Origin of the sequence: Aquimarina agarivorans (genome assembly GCF_000218485.1) — a bacterium.
GTDB classification, from domain to species: domain Bacteria; phylum Bacteroidota; class Bacteroidia; order Flavobacteriales; family Flavobacteriaceae; genus Aquimarina; species Aquimarina agarivorans.
The window spans coordinates 67,846-90,789 of sequence record NZ_AFPB01000138.1 but is presented as its reverse complement, the minus strand read 5'-3'; the positions used below and the strand labels follow the sequence as shown (position 1 = coordinate 90,789).

27 protein-coding genes and 1 pseudogene are annotated in these 22,944 nt (G+C 34.4%); 5 read left to right on the top strand and 23 right to left on the bottom strand.

The window, feature by feature from the left end:
• The first annotated feature begins 670 nt into the window (after positions 1-670).
• Both GMC_RS0108180 and GMC_RS0108175 read left to right on the top strand, forming a co-directional pair.
• Positions 671-2,644 (top strand): DUF5723 family protein, encoded by a 1,974-nt coding sequence (locus tag GMC_RS0108180; protein ID WP_010521670.1) that lies wholly within the window; start codon positions 671-673, stop codon positions 2,642-2,644.
• Between the two features lie 48 nt (positions 2,645-2,692).
• On the top strand, positions 2,693-4,183 hold the full coding sequence (locus tag GMC_RS0108175) for a DUF5723 family protein (protein ID WP_010521669.1): 1,491 nt from the start codon (positions 2,693-2,695) through the stop codon (positions 4,181-4,183).
• Positions 4,184-4,437: 254 nt separating this feature from the next.
• Here the strand turns inward: GMC_RS0108175 and argS are convergent, their stop codons facing one another.
• Positions 4,438-6,210 (bottom strand): arginine--tRNA ligase, encoded by a 1,773-nt coding sequence (gene argS, locus GMC_RS0108170; protein WP_010521668.1) that lies wholly within the window; start codon positions 6,208-6,210, stop codon positions 4,438-4,440.
• 335 nt (positions 6,211-6,545) lie between these two features.
• On the opposite strand from argS, the gene GMC_RS0108165 reads away from it, so the two are divergent.
• From GMC_RS0108165 to GMC_RS0108155, 3 genes are all read left to right on the top strand, one after another.
• On the top strand, positions 6,546-6,977 hold the full coding sequence (locus tag GMC_RS0108165; RefSeq protein WP_010521667.1) for a hypothetical protein: 432 nt from the start codon (positions 6,546-6,548) through the stop codon (positions 6,975-6,977).
• 177 nt (positions 6,978-7,154) lie between these two features.
• Positions 7,155-8,600 (top strand): SDR family oxidoreductase, encoded by a 1,446-nt coding sequence (locus GMC_RS0108160; RefSeq protein WP_010521666.1) that lies wholly within the window; start codon positions 7,155-7,157, stop codon positions 8,598-8,600.
• 98 nt (positions 8,601-8,698) lie between these two features.
• Positions 8,699-8,941 carry a hypothetical protein gene (locus GMC_RS0108155; RefSeq protein ID WP_010521665.1) on the top strand — a complete coding sequence of 81 codons (243 nt, stop codon included), beginning with the start codon at positions 8,699-8,701 and terminating at the stop codon, positions 8,939-8,941.
• A gap of 6 nt (positions 8,942-8,947) precedes the next feature.
• On the opposite strand, the gene GMC_RS0108150 is transcribed toward GMC_RS0108155, so the two are convergent.
• The 22 genes and pseudogenes from GMC_RS0108150 to rplN form a co-directional block, all read right to left on the bottom strand.
• Complete coding sequence (locus tag GMC_RS0108150) at positions 8,948-9,361, bottom strand: RrF2 family transcriptional regulator (RefSeq protein WP_010521664.1); 414 nt, start codon at positions 9,359-9,361, stop codon at positions 8,948-8,950.
• Between the two features lie 338 nt (positions 9,362-9,699).
• A complete protein-coding gene (locus GMC_RS0108145; RefSeq protein ID WP_010521663.1) occupies positions 9,700-10,986 on the bottom strand; it encodes a citrate synthase in 1,287 nt (428 codons plus the stop codon).
• Between the two features lie 271 nt (positions 10,987-11,257).
• The gene (eno, locus tag GMC_RS0108140) at positions 11,258-12,550 is read right to left on the bottom strand and encodes a phosphopyruvate hydratase (RefSeq protein ID WP_010521662.1); all 1,293 of its coding nucleotides are present in this window, start codon (positions 12,548-12,550) and stop codon (positions 11,258-11,260) included.
• Between the two features lie 85 nt (positions 12,551-12,635).
• Positions 12,636-13,730: a glutamine-hydrolyzing carbamoyl-phosphate synthase small subunit gene (carA, locus tag GMC_RS0108135; RefSeq protein WP_010521661.1), complete on the bottom strand. Its 1,095-nt coding sequence runs from the start codon at positions 13,728-13,730 to the stop codon at positions 12,636-12,638.
• A 209-nt stretch (positions 13,731-13,939) separates the two neighbouring features.
• Positions 13,940-14,408: pseudogene (gene rplQ, locus GMC_RS19485) on the bottom strand (50S ribosomal protein L17).
• Positions 14,409-14,467: 59 nt separating this feature from the next.
• On the bottom strand, positions 14,468-15,460 hold the full coding sequence (locus GMC_RS0108125) for a DNA-directed RNA polymerase subunit alpha (RefSeq protein WP_010521659.1): 993 nt from the start codon (positions 15,458-15,460) through the stop codon (positions 14,468-14,470).
• Between the two features lie 94 nt (positions 15,461-15,554).
• Complete coding sequence (rpsD, locus tag GMC_RS0108120; RefSeq protein WP_010521658.1) at positions 15,555-16,160, bottom strand: 30S ribosomal protein S4; 606 nt, start codon at positions 16,158-16,160, stop codon at positions 15,555-15,557.
• 97 nt (positions 16,161-16,257) lie between these two features.
• Entirely contained in the window at positions 16,258-16,641 is a 384-nt protein-coding gene (gene rpsK, locus GMC_RS0108115) for a 30S ribosomal protein S11 (RefSeq protein WP_010521657.1), read from the bottom strand.
• A 70-nt stretch (positions 16,642-16,711) separates the two neighbouring features.
• On the bottom strand, positions 16,712-17,086 hold the full coding sequence (gene rpsM, locus GMC_RS0108110) for a 30S ribosomal protein S13 (protein ID WP_010521656.1): 375 nt from the start codon (positions 17,084-17,086) through the stop codon (positions 16,712-16,714).
• 2 nt (positions 17,087-17,088) lie between these two features.
• Positions 17,089-17,205 carry a type B 50S ribosomal protein L36 gene (gene ykgO / locus GMC_RS21220; protein WP_010181906.1) on the bottom strand — a complete coding sequence of 39 codons (117 nt, stop codon included), beginning with the start codon at positions 17,203-17,205 and terminating at the stop codon, positions 17,089-17,091.
• Between the two features lie 2 nt (positions 17,206-17,207).
• Positions 17,208-17,423, bottom strand: a complete 216-nt coding sequence (gene infA / locus GMC_RS0108105; RefSeq protein ID WP_010181908.1) for a translation initiation factor IF-1 — start codon at positions 17,421-17,423, stop codon at positions 17,208-17,210.
• Positions 17,424-17,501: 78 nt separating this feature from the next.
• Positions 17,502-18,842, bottom strand: a complete 1,341-nt coding sequence (gene secY, locus GMC_RS0108100; protein ID WP_010521655.1) for a preprotein translocase subunit SecY — start codon at positions 18,840-18,842, stop codon at positions 17,502-17,504.
• A 10-nt stretch (positions 18,843-18,852) separates the two neighbouring features.
• A complete protein-coding gene (gene rplO, locus GMC_RS0108095) occupies positions 18,853-19,305 on the bottom strand; it encodes a 50S ribosomal protein L15 (RefSeq protein ID WP_010521654.1) in 453 nt (150 codons plus the stop codon).
• An 11-nt stretch (positions 19,306-19,316) separates the two neighbouring features.
• On the bottom strand, positions 19,317-19,496 hold the full coding sequence (gene rpmD, locus GMC_RS0108090; RefSeq protein WP_010521653.1) for a 50S ribosomal protein L30: 180 nt from the start codon (positions 19,494-19,496) through the stop codon (positions 19,317-19,319).
• A gap of 9 nt (positions 19,497-19,505) precedes the next feature.
• Positions 19,506-20,030 carry a 30S ribosomal protein S5 gene (gene rpsE / locus GMC_RS0108085; protein ID WP_010521652.1) on the bottom strand — a complete coding sequence of 175 codons (525 nt, stop codon included), beginning with the start codon at positions 20,028-20,030 and terminating at the stop codon, positions 19,506-19,508.
• A gap of 5 nt (positions 20,031-20,035) precedes the next feature.
• Positions 20,036-20,392, bottom strand: coding sequence for a 50S ribosomal protein L18 (gene rplR, locus GMC_RS0108080; RefSeq protein WP_010521651.1), 357 nt, complete (start codon positions 20,390-20,392; stop codon positions 20,036-20,038).
• A 10-nt stretch (positions 20,393-20,402) separates the two neighbouring features.
• Positions 20,403-20,945, bottom strand: a complete 543-nt coding sequence (rplF, locus tag GMC_RS0108075; protein ID WP_010521650.1) for a 50S ribosomal protein L6 — start codon at positions 20,943-20,945, stop codon at positions 20,403-20,405.
• Between the two features lie 18 nt (positions 20,946-20,963).
• Entirely contained in the window at positions 20,964-21,362 is a 399-nt protein-coding gene (gene rpsH / locus GMC_RS0108070; protein ID WP_010521649.1) for a 30S ribosomal protein S8, read from the bottom strand.
• A 61-nt stretch (positions 21,363-21,423) separates the two neighbouring features.
• Complete coding sequence (rpsN, locus tag GMC_RS0108065; RefSeq protein ID WP_010521648.1) at positions 21,424-21,693, bottom strand: 30S ribosomal protein S14; 270 nt, start codon at positions 21,691-21,693, stop codon at positions 21,424-21,426.
• A 2-nt stretch (positions 21,694-21,695) separates the two neighbouring features.
• Positions 21,696-22,247: a 50S ribosomal protein L5 gene (rplE, locus tag GMC_RS0108060; RefSeq protein WP_010521647.1), complete on the bottom strand. Its 552-nt coding sequence runs from the start codon at positions 22,245-22,247 to the stop codon at positions 21,696-21,698.
• Between the two features lie 2 nt (positions 22,248-22,249).
• Positions 22,250-22,564, bottom strand: a complete 315-nt coding sequence (gene rplX / locus GMC_RS0108055) for a 50S ribosomal protein L24 (protein ID WP_010521646.1) — start codon at positions 22,562-22,564, stop codon at positions 22,250-22,252.
• An 11-nt stretch (positions 22,565-22,575) separates the two neighbouring features.
• Positions 22,576-22,944 (bottom strand): 50S ribosomal protein L14, encoded by a 369-nt coding sequence (gene rplN, locus GMC_RS0108050; RefSeq protein WP_010181920.1) that lies wholly within the window; start codon positions 22,942-22,944, stop codon positions 22,576-22,578.

Here is a 22,944-nt window from a genome sequence, read left to right as displayed (position 1 = left end):
TCTCAACCAAAATCCCCGCGTTAAGGATTGAACGGTGTGTTTGAGCTCCTTGGAACGCTAGTGGAAAGAGCGAGTAGTGAAAGCCTGACCCGAAGGGAAACGCCATTAATAGTACGCTTCCTAAATTTGGTAGCGCTAGTGAATTGTTTAGTTCTATATTGTTTTCTTTATTATTCTATATTGTTTTCTTTATTATATATAACTAGACCCGTTTTGAACTAGACTTAATTACCTAGTGTTACACTAAATCTTATTTTTTCTCACTACTCCAAACTCACAACTCACAACTCAATGTAATCGCTGAAATACAAACTAAATTTTAGATTTCATTTTGCACAGCATCTAGACTTAAAATGTTAAAAAAGAATGCTCCGAATAGCGCTACAATTCCACTATGCCTGAAGCTTAAATATGACTACAAACACTGTTATTTTTATTAACATATATAGACTAGTTAAAATTTGATCGTAAAAAAAACACCGATAAATAGCTCGATATTTAAGATTTTAGCTGTTTTTTAAACAAAATTCAAAAAAATGAAAGATTACACCTACTAATTACACTATAATGAACAATAAAATACAAATAGCATGAGTTACATTGTATTCAAAGGTGTTTTTAAACAAAAACCTTAAATTTGAATGACCTACTTTAACAATAATAACCAACTATGAATAGCGTATATACTCATTACATATACATGCTGTTATTCTTTTTATTTGCCTTAACAGCTACATCCCAAACTTACCCTGGTTATTATACCGACAATTATAGCGGCATACATTCTGTATTACACAATCCCGCCAATGCTTCTGATTCCCGTTTGGAGTATGATTTAAATATTGTTTCAGCTAATGTGAATTTTTTAAATGATTATGTTTCTGGAACTTTTTCAGAAATAATTGATGGCGACTTCAATTTTAATACTGATGGAAATGTTACTGTTAAAAACCCAAACACTATACAATTTAATAATAGTATTTTAGGACCTTCATTACTATATAGTTTGAATCCTAAAAGTGCTATTGGTATTACAACTAGAGTTCGAGTTTCAGGTAATGTCAATAATATTGACGGTAATTTAATTAATTTATTTGATGTTGGCCTGTCGGGTGATTCCCCTTTGATTGTTGAAAACAATAACCTAAATGCTACTTTGAGTGTTTGGAATGAGCTTGGCTTTACATACAGTGCTGTTATTGCAGACAGGAAAAAGCATTTTGTAAAAGTTGGAGCTACTGCTAAATTAGTCAGTGGACGTGCTTTTATTACAGTTGCTTCAGATGATGCCACGGTAGAATTTGATCCTGCTGATCAGGAATTAGAAGGTAGAGGAACTGCTACCTACACTTTTAGTAAGAGCTTAGACCGTAATATTAATGGTAAGGCTTATGAAAGTTTTGATGATTTTGATTTGAAAGCCTCTACACTAAATGTAGGATTGGATTTAGGTTTTGTATACGAGTGGAGGCCAAATGAAAAGGAATATCATGCCGTAGACATTGATACGAATCGTGTGGGTATGCAACATAAAAATAAATACCGTGCAAAATTTGGATTATCAATTACAGATATTGGATCTTCGACCTACGATAGTGCCGTATCAAATTTTTATGACCTTGACACGTCAATTGATCGCTCTTTGGTTGAAAACGGTAGCCTAAACGGAGATATTGACGATGAACTTGACCCTGAAAAGAATTTAGTGAACAAAAAAATTGGATTACCTACTGCTTTACATGCTAATTTAGATTATAAAATTAGAGAGAAATTATACATTAACTTGAATGCTGATCTTTCATTAATTGACGAAGAACAAGGAGATGCAAATCATATTATTAATAATTACACTATAACACCAAGATTTGAATCTAAATGGTTTGGTGTTCACGTTCCTGTAAACTATCAGGAACTTAATGGACTTACTATTGGCTCAGGAATTAGGTTAGGTCCTTTATTTGTTGGTTCTGGAACTGTGATTAGCAACATCATTTCAGACAAAACAGGATCAGCTAATTATTATGCTGGAATAAAATTACCTATTTACCATAAACCTTCCAAAGATTTTGACAATGATGGTGTTGCTAATGAAATAGATACTTGCAAAATGATTGCAGGACTTATTGAAAATAAAGGTTGCCCAGGTCCTCAACCAGATGATAAAAGTCAACTCTCAAAAGTTAAAGATTCTGATGGCGATGGCACTGTTGACTATATTGACAAATGCCCATATACTCCAGGTAGCGTTGCTACTAACGGTTGCCCTGAAGATGATGTATTTATTTATAGCGAAGAGGCTGCGCAGGAAATTGAAGCTGCCTTACAAATACATTCCGATGCAATTTCATTCAAATACGACAAAGCATATTTACTACCTGAAACACATGCTGTTTTAGACAAAATTTTGGAGTACATGAACAAGTATCCTACGACTAAATATATAGTTGAGGGACATACTGATCCAATTGGAACGGAAGAATACAACTTTAACCTTTCATTATTACGCGCGCTGAACGTTAAAAAATATTTTACTAATAAAGGTATTGATCAGGAAAGATTGATTATTAAAGGATATGGTGAATCACGATATGAAAAAGGAAATAAGAGTAAAAATAGAAGGGCCGCGGTAATTTTAATAAAATAATACTACCTTGCGTTGCTTTACGTTTACTAATTAACCTATATTATATTTATGCGTAAATTAATTGCCCTTTTTACCACAATATTGCTTCATTACGTATCCTATGCACAATCCTATATTGGTTTTGATGCTGATAATTTTAATGGTGTCCATGGAGTAATTTTTAATCCTGCTAATATTGCAGATTCCCGAACTAAAGTTGATATTAATTTAGCTTCTGCCAGTTTATTTGCCCTTAATAATTATTACCAAATTAATTATTGGGAATGGCTTACTGGTAGTGACAATGATTTTGACGAGCTATCTACTCCCAAAGGGATTGATCAAGATAATTACGGGTTTGTTAACGCGGATGTTCTTGGCCCATCTGCAATGATTACGCTTAATGAGAAACATAGTGTAGCGCTAACTACCAGAGCACGTAGTATTACTAATGCAAATGCGATTAATGGCGAAATTATTGATTATGTGGACAACGAAGGTTTGGATAATAACCTTCCTCTTTTTACCTCTGACATTACATCATCTGCCGTAAGCAACAATTGGATTGAGTTAGGGGCCACTTACGCTAGAGTTCTAAAAAACACCAGAGTTCGATTCATGAAGGCGGGGGTCAGTTTGAAATATTTATTTGGTATAGCAAGCACGAATGTTACTCTTGATAATGTTTCTGCATTAGGAAATACCGATGACTTATTTTTTATTGGAACTGGAGGATATACCTACAGTGGTAGTATTGATGCTGGTGATTTGGATGGCATCCCTTTTTCCACTGGTGATGATTTTGATTTTAATTTAAAAACTAGAGGTGTTGGTTTAGATTTAGGTTTTGTGTATGAATACCGTCCGAGACACAGAAGCAACGTGTCACGGGACCATGTAAGAGAACAGCTAGTCATAAGACATATTAGCACTTATAAATACAAACTAGGAATTTCAATACTTGATATAGGAGCTATAACTTATGCCTCAGTTAACAAACCTTATACAGGGAGAACAGTTAGCAAAGACGATTTATTAAATGGTGAATTTTTCGAAGATATCGAGCCTCTATTTAATCCTGAAGGTCCGCGTATTGTTGATAATAAATTTACACTACCAACTCGATTGCGTGCAGAACTTGATTACAAAGTAAAAGATAAATTTTATGTGAATGCTGTAACTAATTTAACATTAATTTCTCGAGAAAATAGCCAAGCAAACCGTTATGCCAGTCAGTTTAGTATAAGCCCTAGATATGAAACTAAATGGTTCAGTATGTATAGCCCTATTACTGTTTCCGTTTATGGAGGAATGCAATGGGGGGCTGGTTTTCGATTAGGTCCATTGTTTATGGGATCGAGTAGTTTGTTTAGCAGAGCTATTGATAGTGAAACTCGTGCTTTTGATGTTTATGCAGGCTTAAAAATTCCTATTTATTTTAAAACACCTAAAACAAAAGAAGAAGAAGATCATATTGAACAGAAAAATAGGTGCAAAAATTGTGGAAGAAAAGGACAGTTAAAAAGTCCTAAAGGATATACCGAAGGAGGGCGAGGGTAGTCCATATAATGACTTTACTTTTGTCTTTTGCACTAAACCTAGGTTTTAAAATAGTGCACTTGTAAATCCGTGTTTTAAAATTGAAGTAAAATAATCCAAGAAAAAAGTATCCTAATTTTATTCGAAAACAGAAAATACATGCTTTTCATCTAAATTATTTAACTGTAAAATAAAATTATTATAAAATGTAAAACAAAAAAGAGACCTATTGGCCTCTTTTTTGTTTTTCGAGTTGCAGTTTTCAACTTCTTATATTACATGCGTTCGGGCACTTGAATACCTAATAAACCAAATCCAGATGCTATAACTGTACCCACCCACTCGGATAATTGCACCCTAAAAGTTATTTGCTCTTGCGTATCTGCGCCAAAAATGGGTACATTTTGAAAAAAAGAGTTATACGCTTTTACTAAATCATAAATGTAATTTGCAATTAGAGCTGGACTGTATTGTTTTGCTGCCTGTTGAATAACTTCAGGATACAATTCCAGTTGTTTTAATACCTCCTTTTCCTTTGCTTCCAAATTAATTTCTGTGAGCACCTCGTTTTGATCATGAGCTGCTTTACGTAAGATTGCTTGAATCCTAGCGTATGTATATTGAATAAAAGGTCCGGTATTTCCTTGAAAATCGATAGAAGCCTGTGGATCAAAAAGAATTCTCTTTTTAGGATCCACTTTTAATATAAAGTATTTTAAAGCCCCCAGTCCAATAGTATTGTACACTTTTAGTTTTTGATCCTCTGAATAGTCATCTAGTTTTCCTAATTCCTTAGAAATAGTAGCTGCATTGGTTTGCATTTCGGTAATTAAATCATCGGCATCTACTACAGTACCTTCCCTACTCTTCATTTTTCCACTGGGCAAGTCCACCATACCATAACTTAAATGGAATAAATCCGCTGCCCAATCAAACCCTAATTTTTTTAAAATTAGAAATAATACCTGAAAGTGATAATCCTGTTCATTTCCTACAGTATATACCATTCCATTTACATTAAAGTCTTTGGCTCGCTGAATAGCAGTTCCAATATCTTGAGTCATATAAACTGAAGTTCCATCGCTTCGCAATACTAACTTTTCATCCAATCCATCGTCAGTTAAGTCAATCCAAACGGAACCATCATCTTTCTTATAAAAAACCCCTTTTTCTAATCCATCAGCAATGACATTTTTACCTAATTTATAGGTATCACTTTCGTAATAATTTTTATCAAAACTAACGCCTAGCTTATCATAAGTGCTTCCAAAACCATCATATACCCATTGGTTCATCATTTTCCAAAGCGCAACTACAGCTTCGTCTCCTTGCTCCCACAAACGAAGCAACTCCTGAGCTTCCAATAACAAAGGTGCTTGTTTTTTCGCTTCATCAGCTGACATTCCGCCTGCCACTAAAGTTTCTATTTCCTTTTTATATTCCTGATCAAACTTTACATAATAATTACCAACTAGTTTATCTCCTTTAAGACCTGTGGATTCTGGTGTTTCTCCATTTCCAAATTTTTTCCAAGCTAGCATGGATTTGCAAATATGTACTCCCCTATCATTTATAATTTGAGTCTTGTATACCTTTTTTCCGCTTGCGCTAAGAATTTCTGCAACAGCGTACCCCAATAAATTATTACGCACATGACCTAAATGTAGTGGCTTGTTTGTATTAGGCGAAGAATATTCAACCATAACTCCATTGGCTTCATCAGGCGTAACAAAACCATAAGCAGTATTTGTTTTATTTTCATTGAAGAAATTAAGGTAATAACTATCCGAAATAACTAGATTTAAAAAACCCTTAACAACATTATAAGCCGTAACTTCTGCCACATTTTCTTGCAAATATGCTCCAATTTGCGATCCGATTTCAACAGGGTTTCCCTTTACTACCCGTAACATTGAAAATATAACTACCGTAATATCTCCTTCAAACTCTTTACGAGTTGACTGAAACTCTACCGTTGGTAATTGCTTATCAAATAAGTCTGAAACTGCCTGAGTTACTTTTTGGCTAAGTAAATGTTGAATTTGCATACTATAATTTTTGAAGCGCAAAGATAGACAAGTATATTATGAATTGAGAATTCTGAATTACGAATTTTGCTGTATTTACAACAGTGAGTTGTGAATGTAGAGCAATAAATTTTTTGATAGCATAAAAATCGATTAACGCGCAAAAATACAAATCTGTGGCCCTCAACCTTAACAAAACGGATAATCCACCCCTTCTTCCTATAACTGACAACCCGTAACAAGTAACAAAACATCCTCAAACGCTTGTTAATTATACCTAAAGTGAGTGGAATTAAATTGCTCTTCACTAAATTTATAATTGAGTTCACATTAACAAGTGTTTTAATTTTCACAATATGCTTCTAAACAATTCTCATAATGACCCCGAGATTACACGGAAAATAAATGATTTTGTGGGACCACCATTTCCATTGTTACAGCGTATGAAAATGAAAGGTGTGGGATCACCAAAAATGAAAATTACCAAATCCAGCACTCAGATTTATAATTTACTTCAGTTGGATCAAAATACGAACACTTGTAATATTGAATTGCGTCCAAAAGGAATTATCATTGGATTTCAAAAGCGCCTTGAAACTTATAATTTAGTGATTCCGTATTATAAATTGACTATTTATAAAGGAACTAGTGATGAATATAGCTTTCATATTGACACTTACTTCATAAAAGTACTGGCTGCAGCTAAGGATGTTTCCATACATAAATTTGTGTCCAGAGTAATTTCAGAAAAAGAAAAGCAACAGCCAACGACATTAGAAGATTTATAAATCACTATTGGTTTCGATGCAATTTATGGACAATAAAGAAGTAAAAAATCTTTAATTATATACAAATTGAACTTTTGTACGAAGATTTTGAAATTTAACTATGACTCCTTAAAAGATATACTTTAAAAATTATGGATTGAGCAAAGTAAATTGATTGAATTAAAGTAATTTTAAGTTATGCGAGTATTAATAACTGGAGCCAACGGATATATAGGAATGCGCTTATTACCATTATTAATTGATAATGGTTTTGACGTAGTGTGCTGTGTTAGAGATAAAAATCGACTTAATGTACCACCTGATATTTTACAACAAATTGAAATTGTAGAAATTGATTTTTTAGACGCAGTTGACACCATTAACTTTCCCAAGGATATTGATGTAGCTTATTACCTAATCCATTCCATGTCTTCCTCCACTGAGGATTTTGATAGAAAAGAAGCATTATCTGCCGAAAACTTCAACAAATACATGGTTCATGCCAATACAAAACACGTTGTATATTTAAGTGGTATCGTTAATGAAAATCAATTATCAAAACACCTACAATCCCGAAAAAATGTAGAAACTATTTTATATAAAGGAAAACCTGCAATAACTGTATTACGTGCAGGAATAATTGTAGGATCAGGAAGCTCTTCCTTTGAAATTATAAGAGATTTATGTGAAAAGCTTCCTTTTATGATTACGCCAAAATGGGTAAATACAAAAACTCAACCTATTGGTGTAAGAGATGTGTTGCGGTTTTTAATAAACGTTCCCCTTAATGAAGCAACCTACAACCAAAGTTTTGATATTGCTGGTCCAAATGTGATTACTTATAAAGAAATGTTGCAACTATACGCTAAGTACCGTAAACTTCCGCTGTATATTATAACTGTTCCTGTGATGACCCCTAAATTATCTTCGTATTGGTTATACTTCGTAACTTCCACCTCCTACAAATTAGCGGTTAATTTAGTTGACAGCATGGGTGTTCCTGTGGTTGCTAAAGATAAAAAACTTCAAGATTTACTTGGCCTTAAACCTATGACATATACTAAGGCATTAAAATTAGCTTTTATAAGCATCAAACAAAATCAAGTGGTATCTAGCTGGAAAGATTCCATGGTAAGTGGCCGATTTAAAAAAGACTTAGAAAAATACATTTCGGTACCCACCAATGGGTGCTTATTGGATAAAAAACAAGTACAAATAATTGCTCCTACCCCAGTTTTAGAACGCATTTGGTCCATTGGCGGCGAAACTGGATGGTATTACGGAGATTGGATGTGGAAAATTAGAGGGTATATTGATAAAGTTTTCGGTGGTGTGGGCTTACGGCGAGGACGCACTCACGCAAACAAAATAGATTCTGGTGATGTTATTGATTTTTGGCGCGTGTTAGTGGCTGATAAAACTAAAAAAAGATTACTCCTTTTTGCTGAAATGCGATTGCCTGGCGAGGCTTGGTTGGAGTTTAAGATTGATGACAATAATGTGTTACACCAAACTGCTACTTTTAGACCCAAAGGCTTAGCTGGTAGAATTTACTGGTTTAGCATGTTGCCTTTCCATTATTTTATTTTTAACAAAATGATGCAGTACATAGCATTTGGACGTTACTCTAAAATTACAACTTGATTTAATACCTTTTATCGATTAGCTATTCTTAATTTGAAAAACATTTTATTTCAAAGGCAGCTGTATTAGTAATTTTATTGGGACTAATTCAATACAAAATGGTTACTACAACAACAAACACTGACGAGCTGGCTAAAATTATTCGGCGCCTTATGTATTTCATTATTAATGATGGAAAAAAATGTATTGATGATAATTTAAAGAAAGTTTACGTATCAAAGTACCTTTTTCTTTTTGCTAAAATAATGAATCAGGTTGATGAACCGAATGACCCCGAAATAGCACAACTTATCAGCATTATAACAAAAGACATTGAAACGTCTGATTACAATAAAAATTAAAAGCTGTCAATTTTTTGTATAATCAGCTAGCGTGGTATTTTCTAAAATTTTCAATGTACTATCTCGTACCTGTATCATCAATTCGTGTACTGAGCATGCTTTTTCATCGGGGCAATCATCACACTTTTCGTAGAAATTTAAACTCACGCAAGGCAGCATCGCTATAGGACCTTCTAATACACGAATGATTTTAGACATCTTAATATCTTCTGGCGGAAGCAATAAATAATACCCCCCAGTTTTTCCTTTTTTTGAACTTAATATGCCTGATTTTTTTAGGTTCAACAATATACTTTCTAAATATTTTTGAGATATATTTTCGCATTTAGCGATTTCGGATATCGACACTGGATCCTTGCACTTTTTTTTTGCAATATAACTTAATGCCTTTAATCCGTATTTTGTTTTTTTCGAAAGCATGTGACTTTTTTAATTCTCCATTACTCCTATAGGAATTAACGAATATAGTAAAAAGAAATTTAGCAATGTGATTTGGAATCGGTAGTTGGTAATTGGTAATTGGTAATTGGTAATTGGTAATTGGTAATTGGTAATTGGTAATTGGTAATTGGTAATTGGTAATTGGTAATTGGTAAAATAAATTTTAATTATAAATAAACCCAAACTTTTATTATTAAATGTCTTAAAATCTAATAGTCATCTATTTACAAACGATTCTGACAATTTTTTTTGCAATAATGAATTGAATAAAAAAGACCGCTAAGTTAGCGGTCTTTTACTCTTTTTTTTAAAATATATTATCTTGACTCTAAGTCTTTAAATGCTCTGGCGTTTTCACCAGTATAAATTTGTCTTGGTCTTCCTATAGGCTCTTTATTCAGTCGCATCTCTCTCCACTGAGCAATCCAACCTGGTAAACGACCTAAGGCAAACATTACCGTAAACATATCCGTCGGAATGCCTAAAGCACGGTATATAATACCCGAATAAAAGTCTACATTAGGATATAATTTCCTTTTTACAAAATATTCATCGTTTAAAGCTTCCTGCTCCAATCCTTTTGCAATATCTAAAATTGGATCGTTAACTCCTAAATCTCCTAACACTTCATCAGCGGCTACTTTAATGATTTTCGCCCTTGGATCAAAATTTTTGTATACCCTATGTCCAAAGCCCATTAAACGGAATGGGTCTTCTTTATCTTTTGCTTTAGCCATGTACTTTTTAGTATCACCTCCGTCATCTTTAATCCCTTCCAACATTTCTAATACTGCTTGATTTGCACCACCATGTAATGGCCCCCATAAAGCTGAAATACCTGCTGAAATTGAAGCAAACAATCCTGCGTGAGATGAGCCTACAATTCTAACTGTAGATGTTGAACAGTTTTGTTCATGATCCGCATGTAAAATCAATAGTTTATCCAAAGCATCAATCACTATATCATTTTGCTTATATTCTGAATTAGGCTTTTTGAAAAGCATTTTTGCTATATTTTCAACATAACCTAAGGAATCATCACCATAATCTAAAGGAAATCCTTGCTTTTTACGTAGCGCCCATGATACCAATACTGGGAATTTACCCATTAACGTCACAATGGCATTATACATATCCTCTTCCGAATCTACATCCTCTGATTCTGGATTAAAAGCGATCAATGCACTTGTTAAGGAAGCTAATACCCCCATAGGGTGCGCTGATTTTGGAAAACCATCTAAAATTTTCTTTACCTCTTCATCTACATGAGATTGCGCTTTAATATCAGTTTCAAATTTAGCCAACACCTCTTTACTCGGTAACTCACCAAAAATCAACAAATACGCAGTTTCTAAGAAATCTGCATCATTAGCTAAATCTTCAATAGCATATCCTCGATATCTCAAAATTCCCTTCTCACCATCTAAGTAAGTAATGGCACTTTGACAACTACCTGTATTTTTAAAACCTGGATCTAAAGTAATGACACCATTGGTAGCACCGCGTAGCGCTTTTACATCAATGGCAACCTCATTCTCAGAACCTTTAATTATAGGGAATTCGTATTTTTTTCCGTCTATTTCTAAAGATGCTATTTCTGACATAAGCTTAATGCTGTTTTTTTTTAATATTATTATCGAAGAAGCGCTAATTTACAAATTAAACCTTAAAAAAATGTATAACAATACCTCAAATAATTTAAATACTTAAGTATTAACATAAGTTTAAAATTTTGGCAAATTTATACAATTTTCGTAAGGCCAGCACTTCGATTAATTTGGTCGAATTTTCACGAAAAGGTTACAACTATATCATATAAAAAAAGAGACTATCAATATTGATAGTCTCTATTATATAATTTAGCTTGCTAAATTTTTATTTTACTTTAAATGCATTTTCTTGCGGAAAATAAGCCACGTTACCCAATTCTTCTTCTATACGTAACAATTGATTGTATTTAGCCATACGATCAGAACGTGAAGCCGAACCAGTTTTGATTTGTCCTGTATTTAATGCTACGGCTAAATCAGCAATAGTATTATCTTCAGTTTCTCCTGAACGGTGTGACATTACAGATGTATATCCTGCATTATGTGCCATATTAACCGCAGCAATAGTTTCCGTTAAAGTACCAATCTGGTTAACTTTAATTAAAATTGAATTAGCAATATTTTCTTTAATACCGCGAGATAAACGTTCCACATTAGTTACAAATAAATCATCACCAACTAATTGAACTTTATCACCAATTTTATCAGTTAAGTACTTCCATCCTTTCCAGTCATTTTCATCCATTCCATCTTCAATAGAAATAATTGGATATTTACCAGCCAATTCAGCTAAATAATCAGCCTGTTCTTCGCTAGTTCTAACCACTCCTGCATCACCTTCAAACTTTTTGTAATCGTATTTTCCATCAACAAAAAATTCTGCAGCAGCACAGTCTAAGGCTACCATAACATCATCACCAAAAGTGTAACCCGCATTAGTAACGGCTAATTTAATTGAATCCAAAGCATCTTCCGTTCCTCCTTCAAGATTTGGTGCAAAACCTCCTTCATCGCCAACAGCGGTACTTAACCCACGATCATGCAATACTTTTTTAAGGTGGTGAAAAATTTCAGTTCCCATTTGCATAGCATGTGTAAAATTCTTCGCTTTTACAGGCATAACCATAAACTCCTGAAAAGCAATTGGTGCGTCGGAGTGAGAACCACCATTTATAATATTCATCATGGGTACGGGTAGTGTATTTGCACTAACTCCACCAACGTAACGATACAATGGCATGTTTAATTCATTTGCCGCTGCTTTAGCAACTGCTAAAGAAACACCTAAAATTGCATTAGCTCCTAATTTTGATTTATTTGGCGTACCATCCAAATCAATCATCAACTGATCAATTAAATTTTGATCAAAAATTGAGTAACCAATTAATTCTTCAGCTATAATTTCATTTACATTAGAAACTGCTTTTAGCACACCTTTACCCATGTAATCCTTTCCTCCATCACGAAGCTCAACTGCCTCATGTTCTCCTGTTGAAGCTCCTGAAGGAACAGCTGCTCTACCCAGTACTCCATTATCAGTTACAACGTCTACTTCTACTGTTGGATTTCCACGTGAATCAAGAATTTGTCTTGCGTGAATATTAGTGATAATACTCATTAGTTTTAATTTTAGTTTTGTTATACTTTTCGCAATATAATGATTACTTAAGTATTAAATATTGCTTTAATGTTATAAATTTTCCTTATTTCAAATTTGCTATAAACTGGTTAAATAAGTAAGTCCCATCATTAGGGCCTGGACTTGCTTCGGGGTGATATTGTACCGAAAAACAGTTCTTATCTTCAATACGAATTCCGGCAACTGTTCCATCATTCAAATGCTCATGAGTAACCTGTACATTAAGATTTTGTTCCGCACTTTCTCTGTCCAAAGCAAAACCGTGATTTTGTGAAGAAATCTCTCCCTTACCCGTTAACAAATTTTTCACAGGATGGTTAATTCCTCTATGGCCATTAAACATTTTAAAGGTTTTTACACCTTGCGAAATACCAATCACCTGGTGTCCTAAACAAATACCAAATGTGGGTAAATTTTCTTCTATAAGTTCCTTTGCCACGGAAATCGCGTTTTCTAAAGGCTCTGGATCACCAGGACCATTAGATAAAAAGTACCCGTGAGGATTCCATGCTTTTAAATCTGCAAGCGGAGTGTTATATGGGAACACTTTAATATAAGCATCTCTTTTAGCAAGGTTTCTTAATATATTCTTTTTAATTCCTAAATCAAGTGCAGCTATTTTATAAGTAGCATTTTCATCACCATAAAAATAAGGCGTTTTAGTAGAAACTTTTGAAGCCAATTCTAAACCTTTCATATCTGGAGTGGCTGCTAATTGCTCTTTCAAGGCTTCAATATTATCTACTTCAGTAGAAATTACAGCATTCATAGCTCCGTTATCGCGAATGTAACTTACAAGAGCGCGCGTATCCACATCGGAAATGGCCAATAAATTATTTTCTTCTAAAAAAGATTGCAAAGATTTGCTACCAGGTCTTGAAAATTCATAACTGAAATTTTTTACCACCAAACCTGCAATTTTAATAGAATCAGACTCTACATCTGTATCTAAGGTTCCGTAATTTCCAATGTGTGCATTAGTAGCAACCATTATTTGACCAAAGTAAGATGGATCTGTGAAAATTTCCTGATACCCAGTAGTTCCTGTATTAAAACAAACTTCACCAAAAGCGCTACCAGACTTACCTACTGCTTTACCATGAAAAATGGTTCCGTCAGAAAGTAAAATAATTGCTTTTTGTTTAGACTGGTATTTCATATGTTCATTCTTTTTAAGGCTAAAACAATCTTATTTTAACCTATTATTTCATTTTTTTGCTAGACTTATTTTGGATATAAATAAATCTGCGCAAAAGTACAGCATTTTATTAATTTTTTAAACTACTATAGTATTTTTTTGACGACATCGCATAAAAAAAGGACAATCGTTAATTGATTGCCCTTTTTTATATTGTCAAGAAAAAACATCTATTCTTCCTCGTTAGTTGCTGGTGTTTCTACTACTGGTTCAGCAGCCTTTTTTGATCTACCTCTACGAGTAGATTTTTTTAGCTGTTGCCTTACCTGCCGTATAAAGTTCATTGAAATCTACTAATTCGATCATTGCCATTTCAGCATTATCACCTAAACGATTTCCTAACTTAATGATACGAGTATAACCTCCTGGTCTGTCACCTACTTTTGGAGCAACTTCTCTAAATAATTCAGTAACTGCTTCTTTTTGACGTAGTTTACTAAAAACTAAACGTCTGTTATGCGTAGTATCTGACTTAGATTTTGTTACCAAAGGTTCCACAAACTGTTTTAAAGCTTTTGCCTTAGCTAACGTAGTGTTAATTCTTTTATGCTCAATTAGGGAACAAGCCATATTAGCTAACATAGCTGTTCTATGTGCTGTTTTTCTACCTAAATGATTTATTTTTTTTCCGTGTCTCATGACATTTTATTTATTCACCATCTTGCTCAACTCACTCTGAGGAGCAAAATATGATGTAATTAATCTTTATCTAATTTATATTTAGACAAATCCATACCAAAACTTAACCCTTTTACATTTACTAATTCTTCTAATTCAGTAAGTGATTTTTTACCGAAATTACGGAATTTCATTAGGTCATTTTTATTGAATGATACTAGATCTCCTAAAGTATCTACTTCAGCAGCCTTTAAACAGTTTAATGCTCGTACGGAAAGATCCATATCGATTAATTTTGTTTTCAGCAACTGACGCATATGTAATGATTCTTCATCATAAGTTTCAGTTTGCGCTATTTCATCTGCCTCAAGCGTAATACGCTCATCAGAGAATAGCATGAAATGATGAATTAGAATTTTTGCAGCTTCTGTTAAAGCATCTTTAGGATGAATTGATCCATCTGAAACAATTTCGAAAACTAATTTTTCATAATCTGTCTTCTGCTCTACACGGTAATTTTCAATGCTATACTTCACATTTTTAATTGGTGTGTAAATAGAATCAGTAAATATAGTTCCAACGGGAACGTTAGCTTTTTTATTTTCTTCAGCTGGCACGTATCCTCTTCCCTTTTCAATTGCAATTTCCATATCGAAACTTACAGATTTGTCAAGGTTACAAATTACTAAATCAGGATTTAAAATTTGAAAACCAGATACAAACTTTTGGAAGTCTCCTGCAGTCAATTGATCTTGTCCTGAAACAGAAATAGATACTGTTTCATTATCAACATCATCAATCTGACGTTTAAAACGTACTTGTTTCAGGTTCAAAATGATTTCTGTGACATCTTCAACAACACCTGCTAGAGTTGAAAACTCATGATCAACACCTTCTATTCTAATAGATGTAATTGCAAAACCTTCTAATGAAGAAAGCAATACTCTACGCAAAGCATTCCCAATGGTTAAACCGTATCCTGGCTCCAAAGGTCTGAATTCAAATTTACCTTCAAATTCAGTAGAATCAATCATAATCACCTTGTCAGGCTTCTGAAAATTTAATATTGCCATATTTCTTCGTTTTAATTGTTATTTAGTTGCGCGGTTTGTATGCATGAAGAAAAGCAAAAAACCCTTTGGCTAAATACCAATATGATAAATGTTATTATTTTGAGTAAAGCTCGACGATGAACTGCTCATTAATCGTTTCAGGAATCTGAATACGTTGTGGTACGGATACAAAAGTACCCTCTTTAGTGGCGCTATTCCATGTAATCCACTCATAAACCACACTACTTGCAGATAAAGAATTATTGATTACCTCTAAAGATTTAGATTTTTCTCTTACACCAACTACATCACCTGGTTTTACTTGGTAAGAAGGTATATTCACTATATCACCATTAACAGTAATATGGCGGTGAGAAACCAATTGACGAGCACCACTACGAGATGGGGATAATCCCATTCTGTACGCTACATTATCTAAACGAGATTCACATAATTGAAGTAATACTTCACCCGTAATTCCAGTAGCTCGTGTTGCTTTATCGAACATATTACGGAATTGTTTTTCTAAAATTCCATAAGTATACTTAGCTTTTTGCTTTTCCATTAATTGAATAGCATATTCACTTTTCTTTCCTCTTCTACGGTTGTTACCGTGTTGTCCTGGAGGATAATTTCTTTTTTCAAACGACTTATCGTCTCCGAAAATAGCTTGTCCGAATTTTCGGGCAATTTTAGTTTTTGGACCAGTATATCTTGCCATTACTATAAAAATAGATTAAAAATTAATTGGGTGTTTATGAATTAAGGTCACTTTCCTTCGATAAACAAAAGCCCCAAAGATAATAAATTAAAGTTAATTAGACTCTTCGTCTTTTTGGTGGACGACAACCATTGTGTGGCATAGGAGTAACATCAATGATTTCCGATACTTCAATTCCTGAATTATGTAAAGTTCTAATTGCAGATTCACGCCCATTTCCTGGACCTTTCACATAAACTTTTACTTTTTTCAATCCTGCTTCCGAAGCTACTTTTGCAGCATCTTCAGCAGCCAATTGTGCTGCATAAGGAGTGTTTTTTTTAGAACCTCTGAATCCCATTTTACCAGCAGATGACCATGAAATCACGTCACCTTTTTTATTTGTTAAAGAAACAATAATGTTATTGAATGAGGCAGTTACATGAGCTTCACCTACTGCTTCCACAATTACCTTACGTTTTTTTGTAGTCGACTTTGCCATACTTTTGTTATTTAGAAATAAGTATTGAAATTAACGCACTAAGCATTGGCACCAATACAATTTCTAATTATTATTTAGTTACTTTTTTCTTGTTAGCAACCGTTTTTCTTTTACCTTTTCTAGTTCTAGAGTTATTCTTAGTACGCTGACCTCTTAAAGGCAAACCAGCTCTATGACGAATTCCTCTGTAACATCCGATATCCATTAAACGCTTAATGTTCAATTGAGTTTCAGAACGCAACTCCCCTTCAATAGTGTATTGACTAACGGCTTCACGAATAGCTCCGATTTGATCATCATTCCAGTCAGAAACTTTGATATCTTCATCCACTTTAGCTGTTGCTAAAATTTCTTTCGCTCTACTACTTCCAATTCCGAAGATATAGGTTAATGCTATAACTCCTCGCTTTTGTTTAGGTATATCTACCCCTGCAATTCTTGCCATAATTACCCTTGTCTTTGTTTAAATCTAGGATTCTTTTTATTAATTACGTAAAGACGTCCTTTTCTGCGTACAATCTTGCAGTCAGCACTTCTTTTCTTTAATGATGCTCTAACTTTCATAATTAGTATCTATAGGTTATTCTTGCCTTCGATAAGTCGTAAGGACTCATTTCTAATTTAACTTTATCCCCAGGAAGCAATTTAATGTAATGCATACGCATTTTCCCTGAGATATGAGCGGTCACTACGTGACCGTTTTCTAATTCAACACGGAACATTGCATTTGATAATGCTTCAATTATGCTTCCGTCTTGTTCAATTGCTGGTTGTTTTGCCATTCTTTTTAGTTATCAGTTTAAAGTTGTCAGTTGTCAGTAAAATTTCTTTGTACTTTATACTGACTACACTGTACTAAATTAAGCTACCGCTTTTCTTTTACTACCTGTTTTCATCAAGCCATCATAATGACGGTTTAACAAATAAGAATTTACCTGTTGTACCGTGTCTATTGCAACACCTACCATAATCAATAACGAAGTTCCTCCAAAAAATAAAGCCCAACCTTGCTGAACACCCAACAAACTCACTGCAATAGCAGGAAAAATAGCTATAAGTGCAAGAAAAATTGACCCTGGAAATGTAATTTGAGACATAATCTTATCCAAGTATTCAGAAGTTTCCGTTCCTGGCCTAAAACCAGGTACAAAACCGCCACTTCTTTTAAGATCATCCGCCATTTTATTTGTAGGCACTGTAATTGCGGTGTAAAAGTACGTAAATACTATGATTAACAAACCAAACACCAAATTATACCAAAAACCGAATATATTGCTAAAAGCAGCAGTAATCCCTTGAGCAGTTTCAGTTTGAGACAAACCTGCCACTGCTGCTGGCACAAACATAATTGCTTGTGCAAATATAATTGGCATTACACCCGACGCATTTAGCTTTAAAGGGATATACTGGCGTGAACCAAATATATTTTTTTCATAACCTCCATCAGCAGTTCTACGTGCGTATTGCACAGGCACTTGACGTACAGCCATTACTAACAATATAGAAGCCAAAATAATGACAAACCATATTACAAGTTCAATTAAAACCATTATCAATCCACCACCTTCTTCACCGCTTACGCGAGAAATTAAGTTTTGGATAAATACCTGAGGCAGTGTAGCAATAATACCCACCATAATTAAAAGTGAAATACCATTACCAATACCTTTTTCTGTGATACGTTCACCCAACCACATTGCAAAAATACAACCTGTTGTAATAATAATTACCGAAGAAGCTATAAAGGCAACTGAATTACCCATTACAAATGCAGACTCTGGCAATGTGTTAAACAGATTATAAATATAACTTGGCCCTTGAACCAAAGTAATACCAATTGTTAACCAACGCGTAATCTGATTAATTTTTTTACGTCCACTTTCACCTTCTTTTTGTAGTTTTTGTAAATAAGGAATAGCTATTCCCATTAACTGAACAACAATCGATGCTGAAATATAAGGCATAATACCTAACGCAAAAACCGATGCATTAGCAAACGCTCCTCCTGTAAAGGCATTGAGCAGTCCCAACAAACCATCTTGTGTTTGTGTTCCTAATTGTGCTAATTGAGCAGCATCGATACCTGGGAGCACTACTTGTGCACCAAAACGATACACTAGCAATAAACCAAGAGTTAAACCAATACGGTTACGTAACTCATCTATTTTCCAGATATTCTTAATAGTTTCAATAAACTTCATAAAGTTGTTATTAAAGAGTTATTGCTTCTCCACCCGCTGCTTCAATTGCTTGCTTGGCAGAAGCAGTAAATTTATGAGCTGATACTTTCAACTTAGCTTTTAACTCTCCTCTTCCTAGTATCTTTACTAATTCGTTTTTGCCGGCTAATCTTGCTGCCACTAGTGCATCAAAATCAACCGTATCAGAAAACTTACCCGCATCAACATATGCCTGTAATGTATCTAAATTTACACCTTGATATTCTTTTCTGTTAATGTTTGTAAAACCAAACTTAGGTACACGTCTTTGCAATGGCATTTGACCACCTTCAAAACCTATTTTTCTGGAATAACCAGAACGAGACTTAGCTCCTTTGTGTCCACGTGCAGCGGTACCACTTTTACCAGAACCTTGTCCACGACCTAAACGCTTTCCCTGACTTTTAACTGAGCCCGAAGCAGGCTTTAAGTTACTTAAATTCATCTTTATTCGTTTTAAATCGTTTCAACAGAAACTAAATGTTGCACTTTATTTATCATTCCAAGTATGCTTGGACTATCAGTGTGCTCTACAGTTTGACCAATTGTTTTAAGCCCTAAAGACTCTAAAATTCTTTTTTGGTTCGCTGTACGGTTTATAGCACTTTTCACCTTAGTTACTTTTATTGTCGCCATAATTTTATATTAACCGTTAAACACTTTATCTAATGATATTCCTCTTTGCGTTGCTACTTGCTGAGCAGAACGTAAACGCAATAAAGCATCAAATGTTGCCTTAACCACGTTATGTGGGTTTGAAGATCCTTGGTTTTTTGACATTACATCATGTACACCAACTGCTTCCAATACCGCACGGATAGCTCCACCTGCTATTACCCCTGTACCTTTTGCGGCAGGTAATAACAACACTCTGGCACCACCATATTTCCCTTTTTGCTCATGAGGCAGTGTTCCTTTATTTAATGGGATACGTACCAAATTCTTTTTTGCATCCTCTACTGCTTTTGCAATAGCTTCAGCAACTTCCTTTGATTTTCCTAAACCATGACCAACAACACCATTTTCATCACCAACTACAACGATAGCCGAAAATCCAAAAGCACGTCCACCCTTTGTTACTTTAGTAACACGTTGAACACCTACTAATCGATCTTTTAAATCAAGACCACTAGGCTTTACTAATTCTGCGTTTTTATATTTTTGATACATCTTTCTTAGAATTTAAGTCCTGCTTCTCTAGCTCCTTCAGCTAATGATTTTATTCTACCGTGGTAAAGGTAACCACCTCTATCAAAAGCAACAACTTCTACTCCAGCTTTAACAGCCTTTTCAGCGATTGCTTTTCCTACTAGATTTGCAATTTCAATTTTGGTTCCTGTGGCATCAGCAATTGCTTTATCACGTGATGAAGCTGCTACTAATGTATTTCCATCTACATCATTAACAATTTGAGCATATATCTCTTTGTTACTTCTATAAACTGAAAGTCTAGGACGTTCCGCCGTACCACTAACGGCACCACGTATACGCTTTCTTATCTTTAATCTTCTTGATTCTTTTGAGAATGCCATAACTTAGTTATTATGCAGATTTACCTGCTTTTCTTCTTAATTCTTCACCTACAAACTTAATTCCCTTTCCTTTATAAGGTTCAGGCTTACGGAATGATCTAATTTTAGCAGCAACTTCACCTACTAACTGCTTATCAAAAGATGACAGCTTGATAATTGGATTTTTACCTTTTTCAGAAATTGTTTCAACTTTAATTTCTGGTGCTAAATCAATCACAATATTGTGAGAAAAACCTAAAGCTAAGTCAAGCTTTTGTCCTTGGTTTGATGCTCTGTAACCTACACCAACCAATTCCAACTCTTTTGTAAATCCTTCGGATACACCCTGAACCATATTAGCAAGTAATGCACGATATAAACCGTGTTGAGCTTTATGTGCTTTTCCTTCAGATGGTCTATCCAAAGTGATTGTATCACCTTCAACAACAGCAGAGATATCTCCAATTTCTTGAGACAACTCTCCTAATTTTCCTTTAACAGTAACGTTATTCCCTTTCACATCAACTGTGACACCAGACGGTATAGTTACTGGATTTTTTCCTATTCTTGACATTTCTGTGTCTTTTTACTGTTAATAAACGTAACAAAGTACCTCACCTCCAACATTATCTCGTTTAGCTTGCTTACCTGTCATTACACCGTGAGAAGTAGAAACGATAGCAATCCCTAAACCATTTAATATACGTGGAATTTCACTTGAACCGGCATACTTACGTAAACCTGGCTTACTAATACGCTGTAATTCCTGAATTACAGGTTCTTTAGTGAACTTATTGTACTTTAATGCAATCTTAATACTTCCTTGAGCGGTTGTATCTTCGAATTTGTAACTTAAAATATATCCTTGATCGAATAATATTTTAGTGATCTCTTTTTTAACTTTTGAAGCAGGAATTTCAACAACTCTGTGTTTTGCTGCATTTGCATTTCTGATTCTAGTTAAAAAATCTGCAATAGGATCTGTATTCATTTATAGTTATTTGCGGTAATGGTTTTCGACAATAGCCAAACCTTTTACCAATTAATAGTATTTACCAACTTGCTTTGGTTACCCCAGGGATTAATCCTTGGTTTGCCATTTCACGGAATGTTACACGAGAGATTCCAAACTGACGCATATACCCTTTTGGTCTTCCCGTTAATTTACAACGGTTATGCTGACGAATTGGAGAAGCATTTTTAGGTAACTTTTGCAATGCTTCATAATCACCAGCTTCTTTCAAAGCTTTTCTTTTTTCAGCATATTTAGCAACCGTTTTTGCTCTTTTTACCTCACGGGCTTTCATTGATTCTTTAGCCATAATTAATTCTTTTTAAAAGGTAACCCTAATTGAGTTAATAATGATTTAGCTTCGCTATCTGTTGGCGCGGAAGTTACGAAGGTTATATCTAATCCCGAAATTTTATTTACCTTATCGATATCAATTTCTGGAAAGATAATTTGCTCTGTAACACCCATAGAATAATTTCCTCTTCCATCAAAACCAGTAGCTTTAATTCCTTGAAAATCACGCACACGTGGTAAAGCCACAGTGACTAAACGATCTAAGAATTCGTACATACGATCCCCACGTAAAGTTACTTTAGCTCCTATAGGCATACCTTTTCTTAATTTAAAAGATGCAACATCTTTTTTAGAAATGGTAGATACTGCTTTTTGACCCGTGATAGTTGTAAATTCATCTACTGCGTAATCAATCAATTTTTTGTCTGCAACAGCACCACCAACACCTCTACTCAAAACTATTTTTACAAGTTTTGGCACTTGCATGATGTTACCATAGCTGTATTCTTCTTTAAGAGCAGCGATCACTCGATCCTTATACTCTTCCTTAAGTCTAACTGTATAAGACATAACTATATTACTTCATTAGATTTTTTAGAAAAACGCACTTTTTTGTCTCCTTCAATACGGTAACCTACACGTGTAGCATCACCAGATTTAGGATCAACCAAAGCTAAATTCGAAATATGAATTGGCGCTTCCTTTTTTACAATTCCTCCCTGAGGGTTAGCAGCACTAGGCTTATTGTGTTTTGAAACTAGGTTTACACCTTCAACGATAGCCTTGTTTTTTTCAATAAATACCTTTTGTACTTTTCCTTCCTGACCTTTGTCATCACCGGCTACTACTTTTACCAAGTCGCCTGTTTTGATCTTTAATTTTGCCATTTTATAAATGATTAAAGCACTTCAGGTGCCAGTGAAACAATCTTCATGAACTGTTTGTCACGAAGCTCTCTTGCAACAGGACCAAATACACGTGTACCTCTCATTTCGCCGTTTGCACCTAAAAGGACACAAGCATTATCATCGAAACGGATATACGATCCATCGGCTCTACGCACTTCTTTTTTGGTACGAACTACAACTGCAGTTGAAACCGCTCCTTTTTTAACGCTTCCGTTTGGAGCAGCCTCTTTAATGCTGACAACGATCTTGTCACCTACAGAGGCGTATCTTTTTTTCGTACCACCCAATACACGTATTGTAAGGACTTCCTTACCACCTGTATTATCAGCTACTCTTAATCTAGACTCTTGTTGTACCAT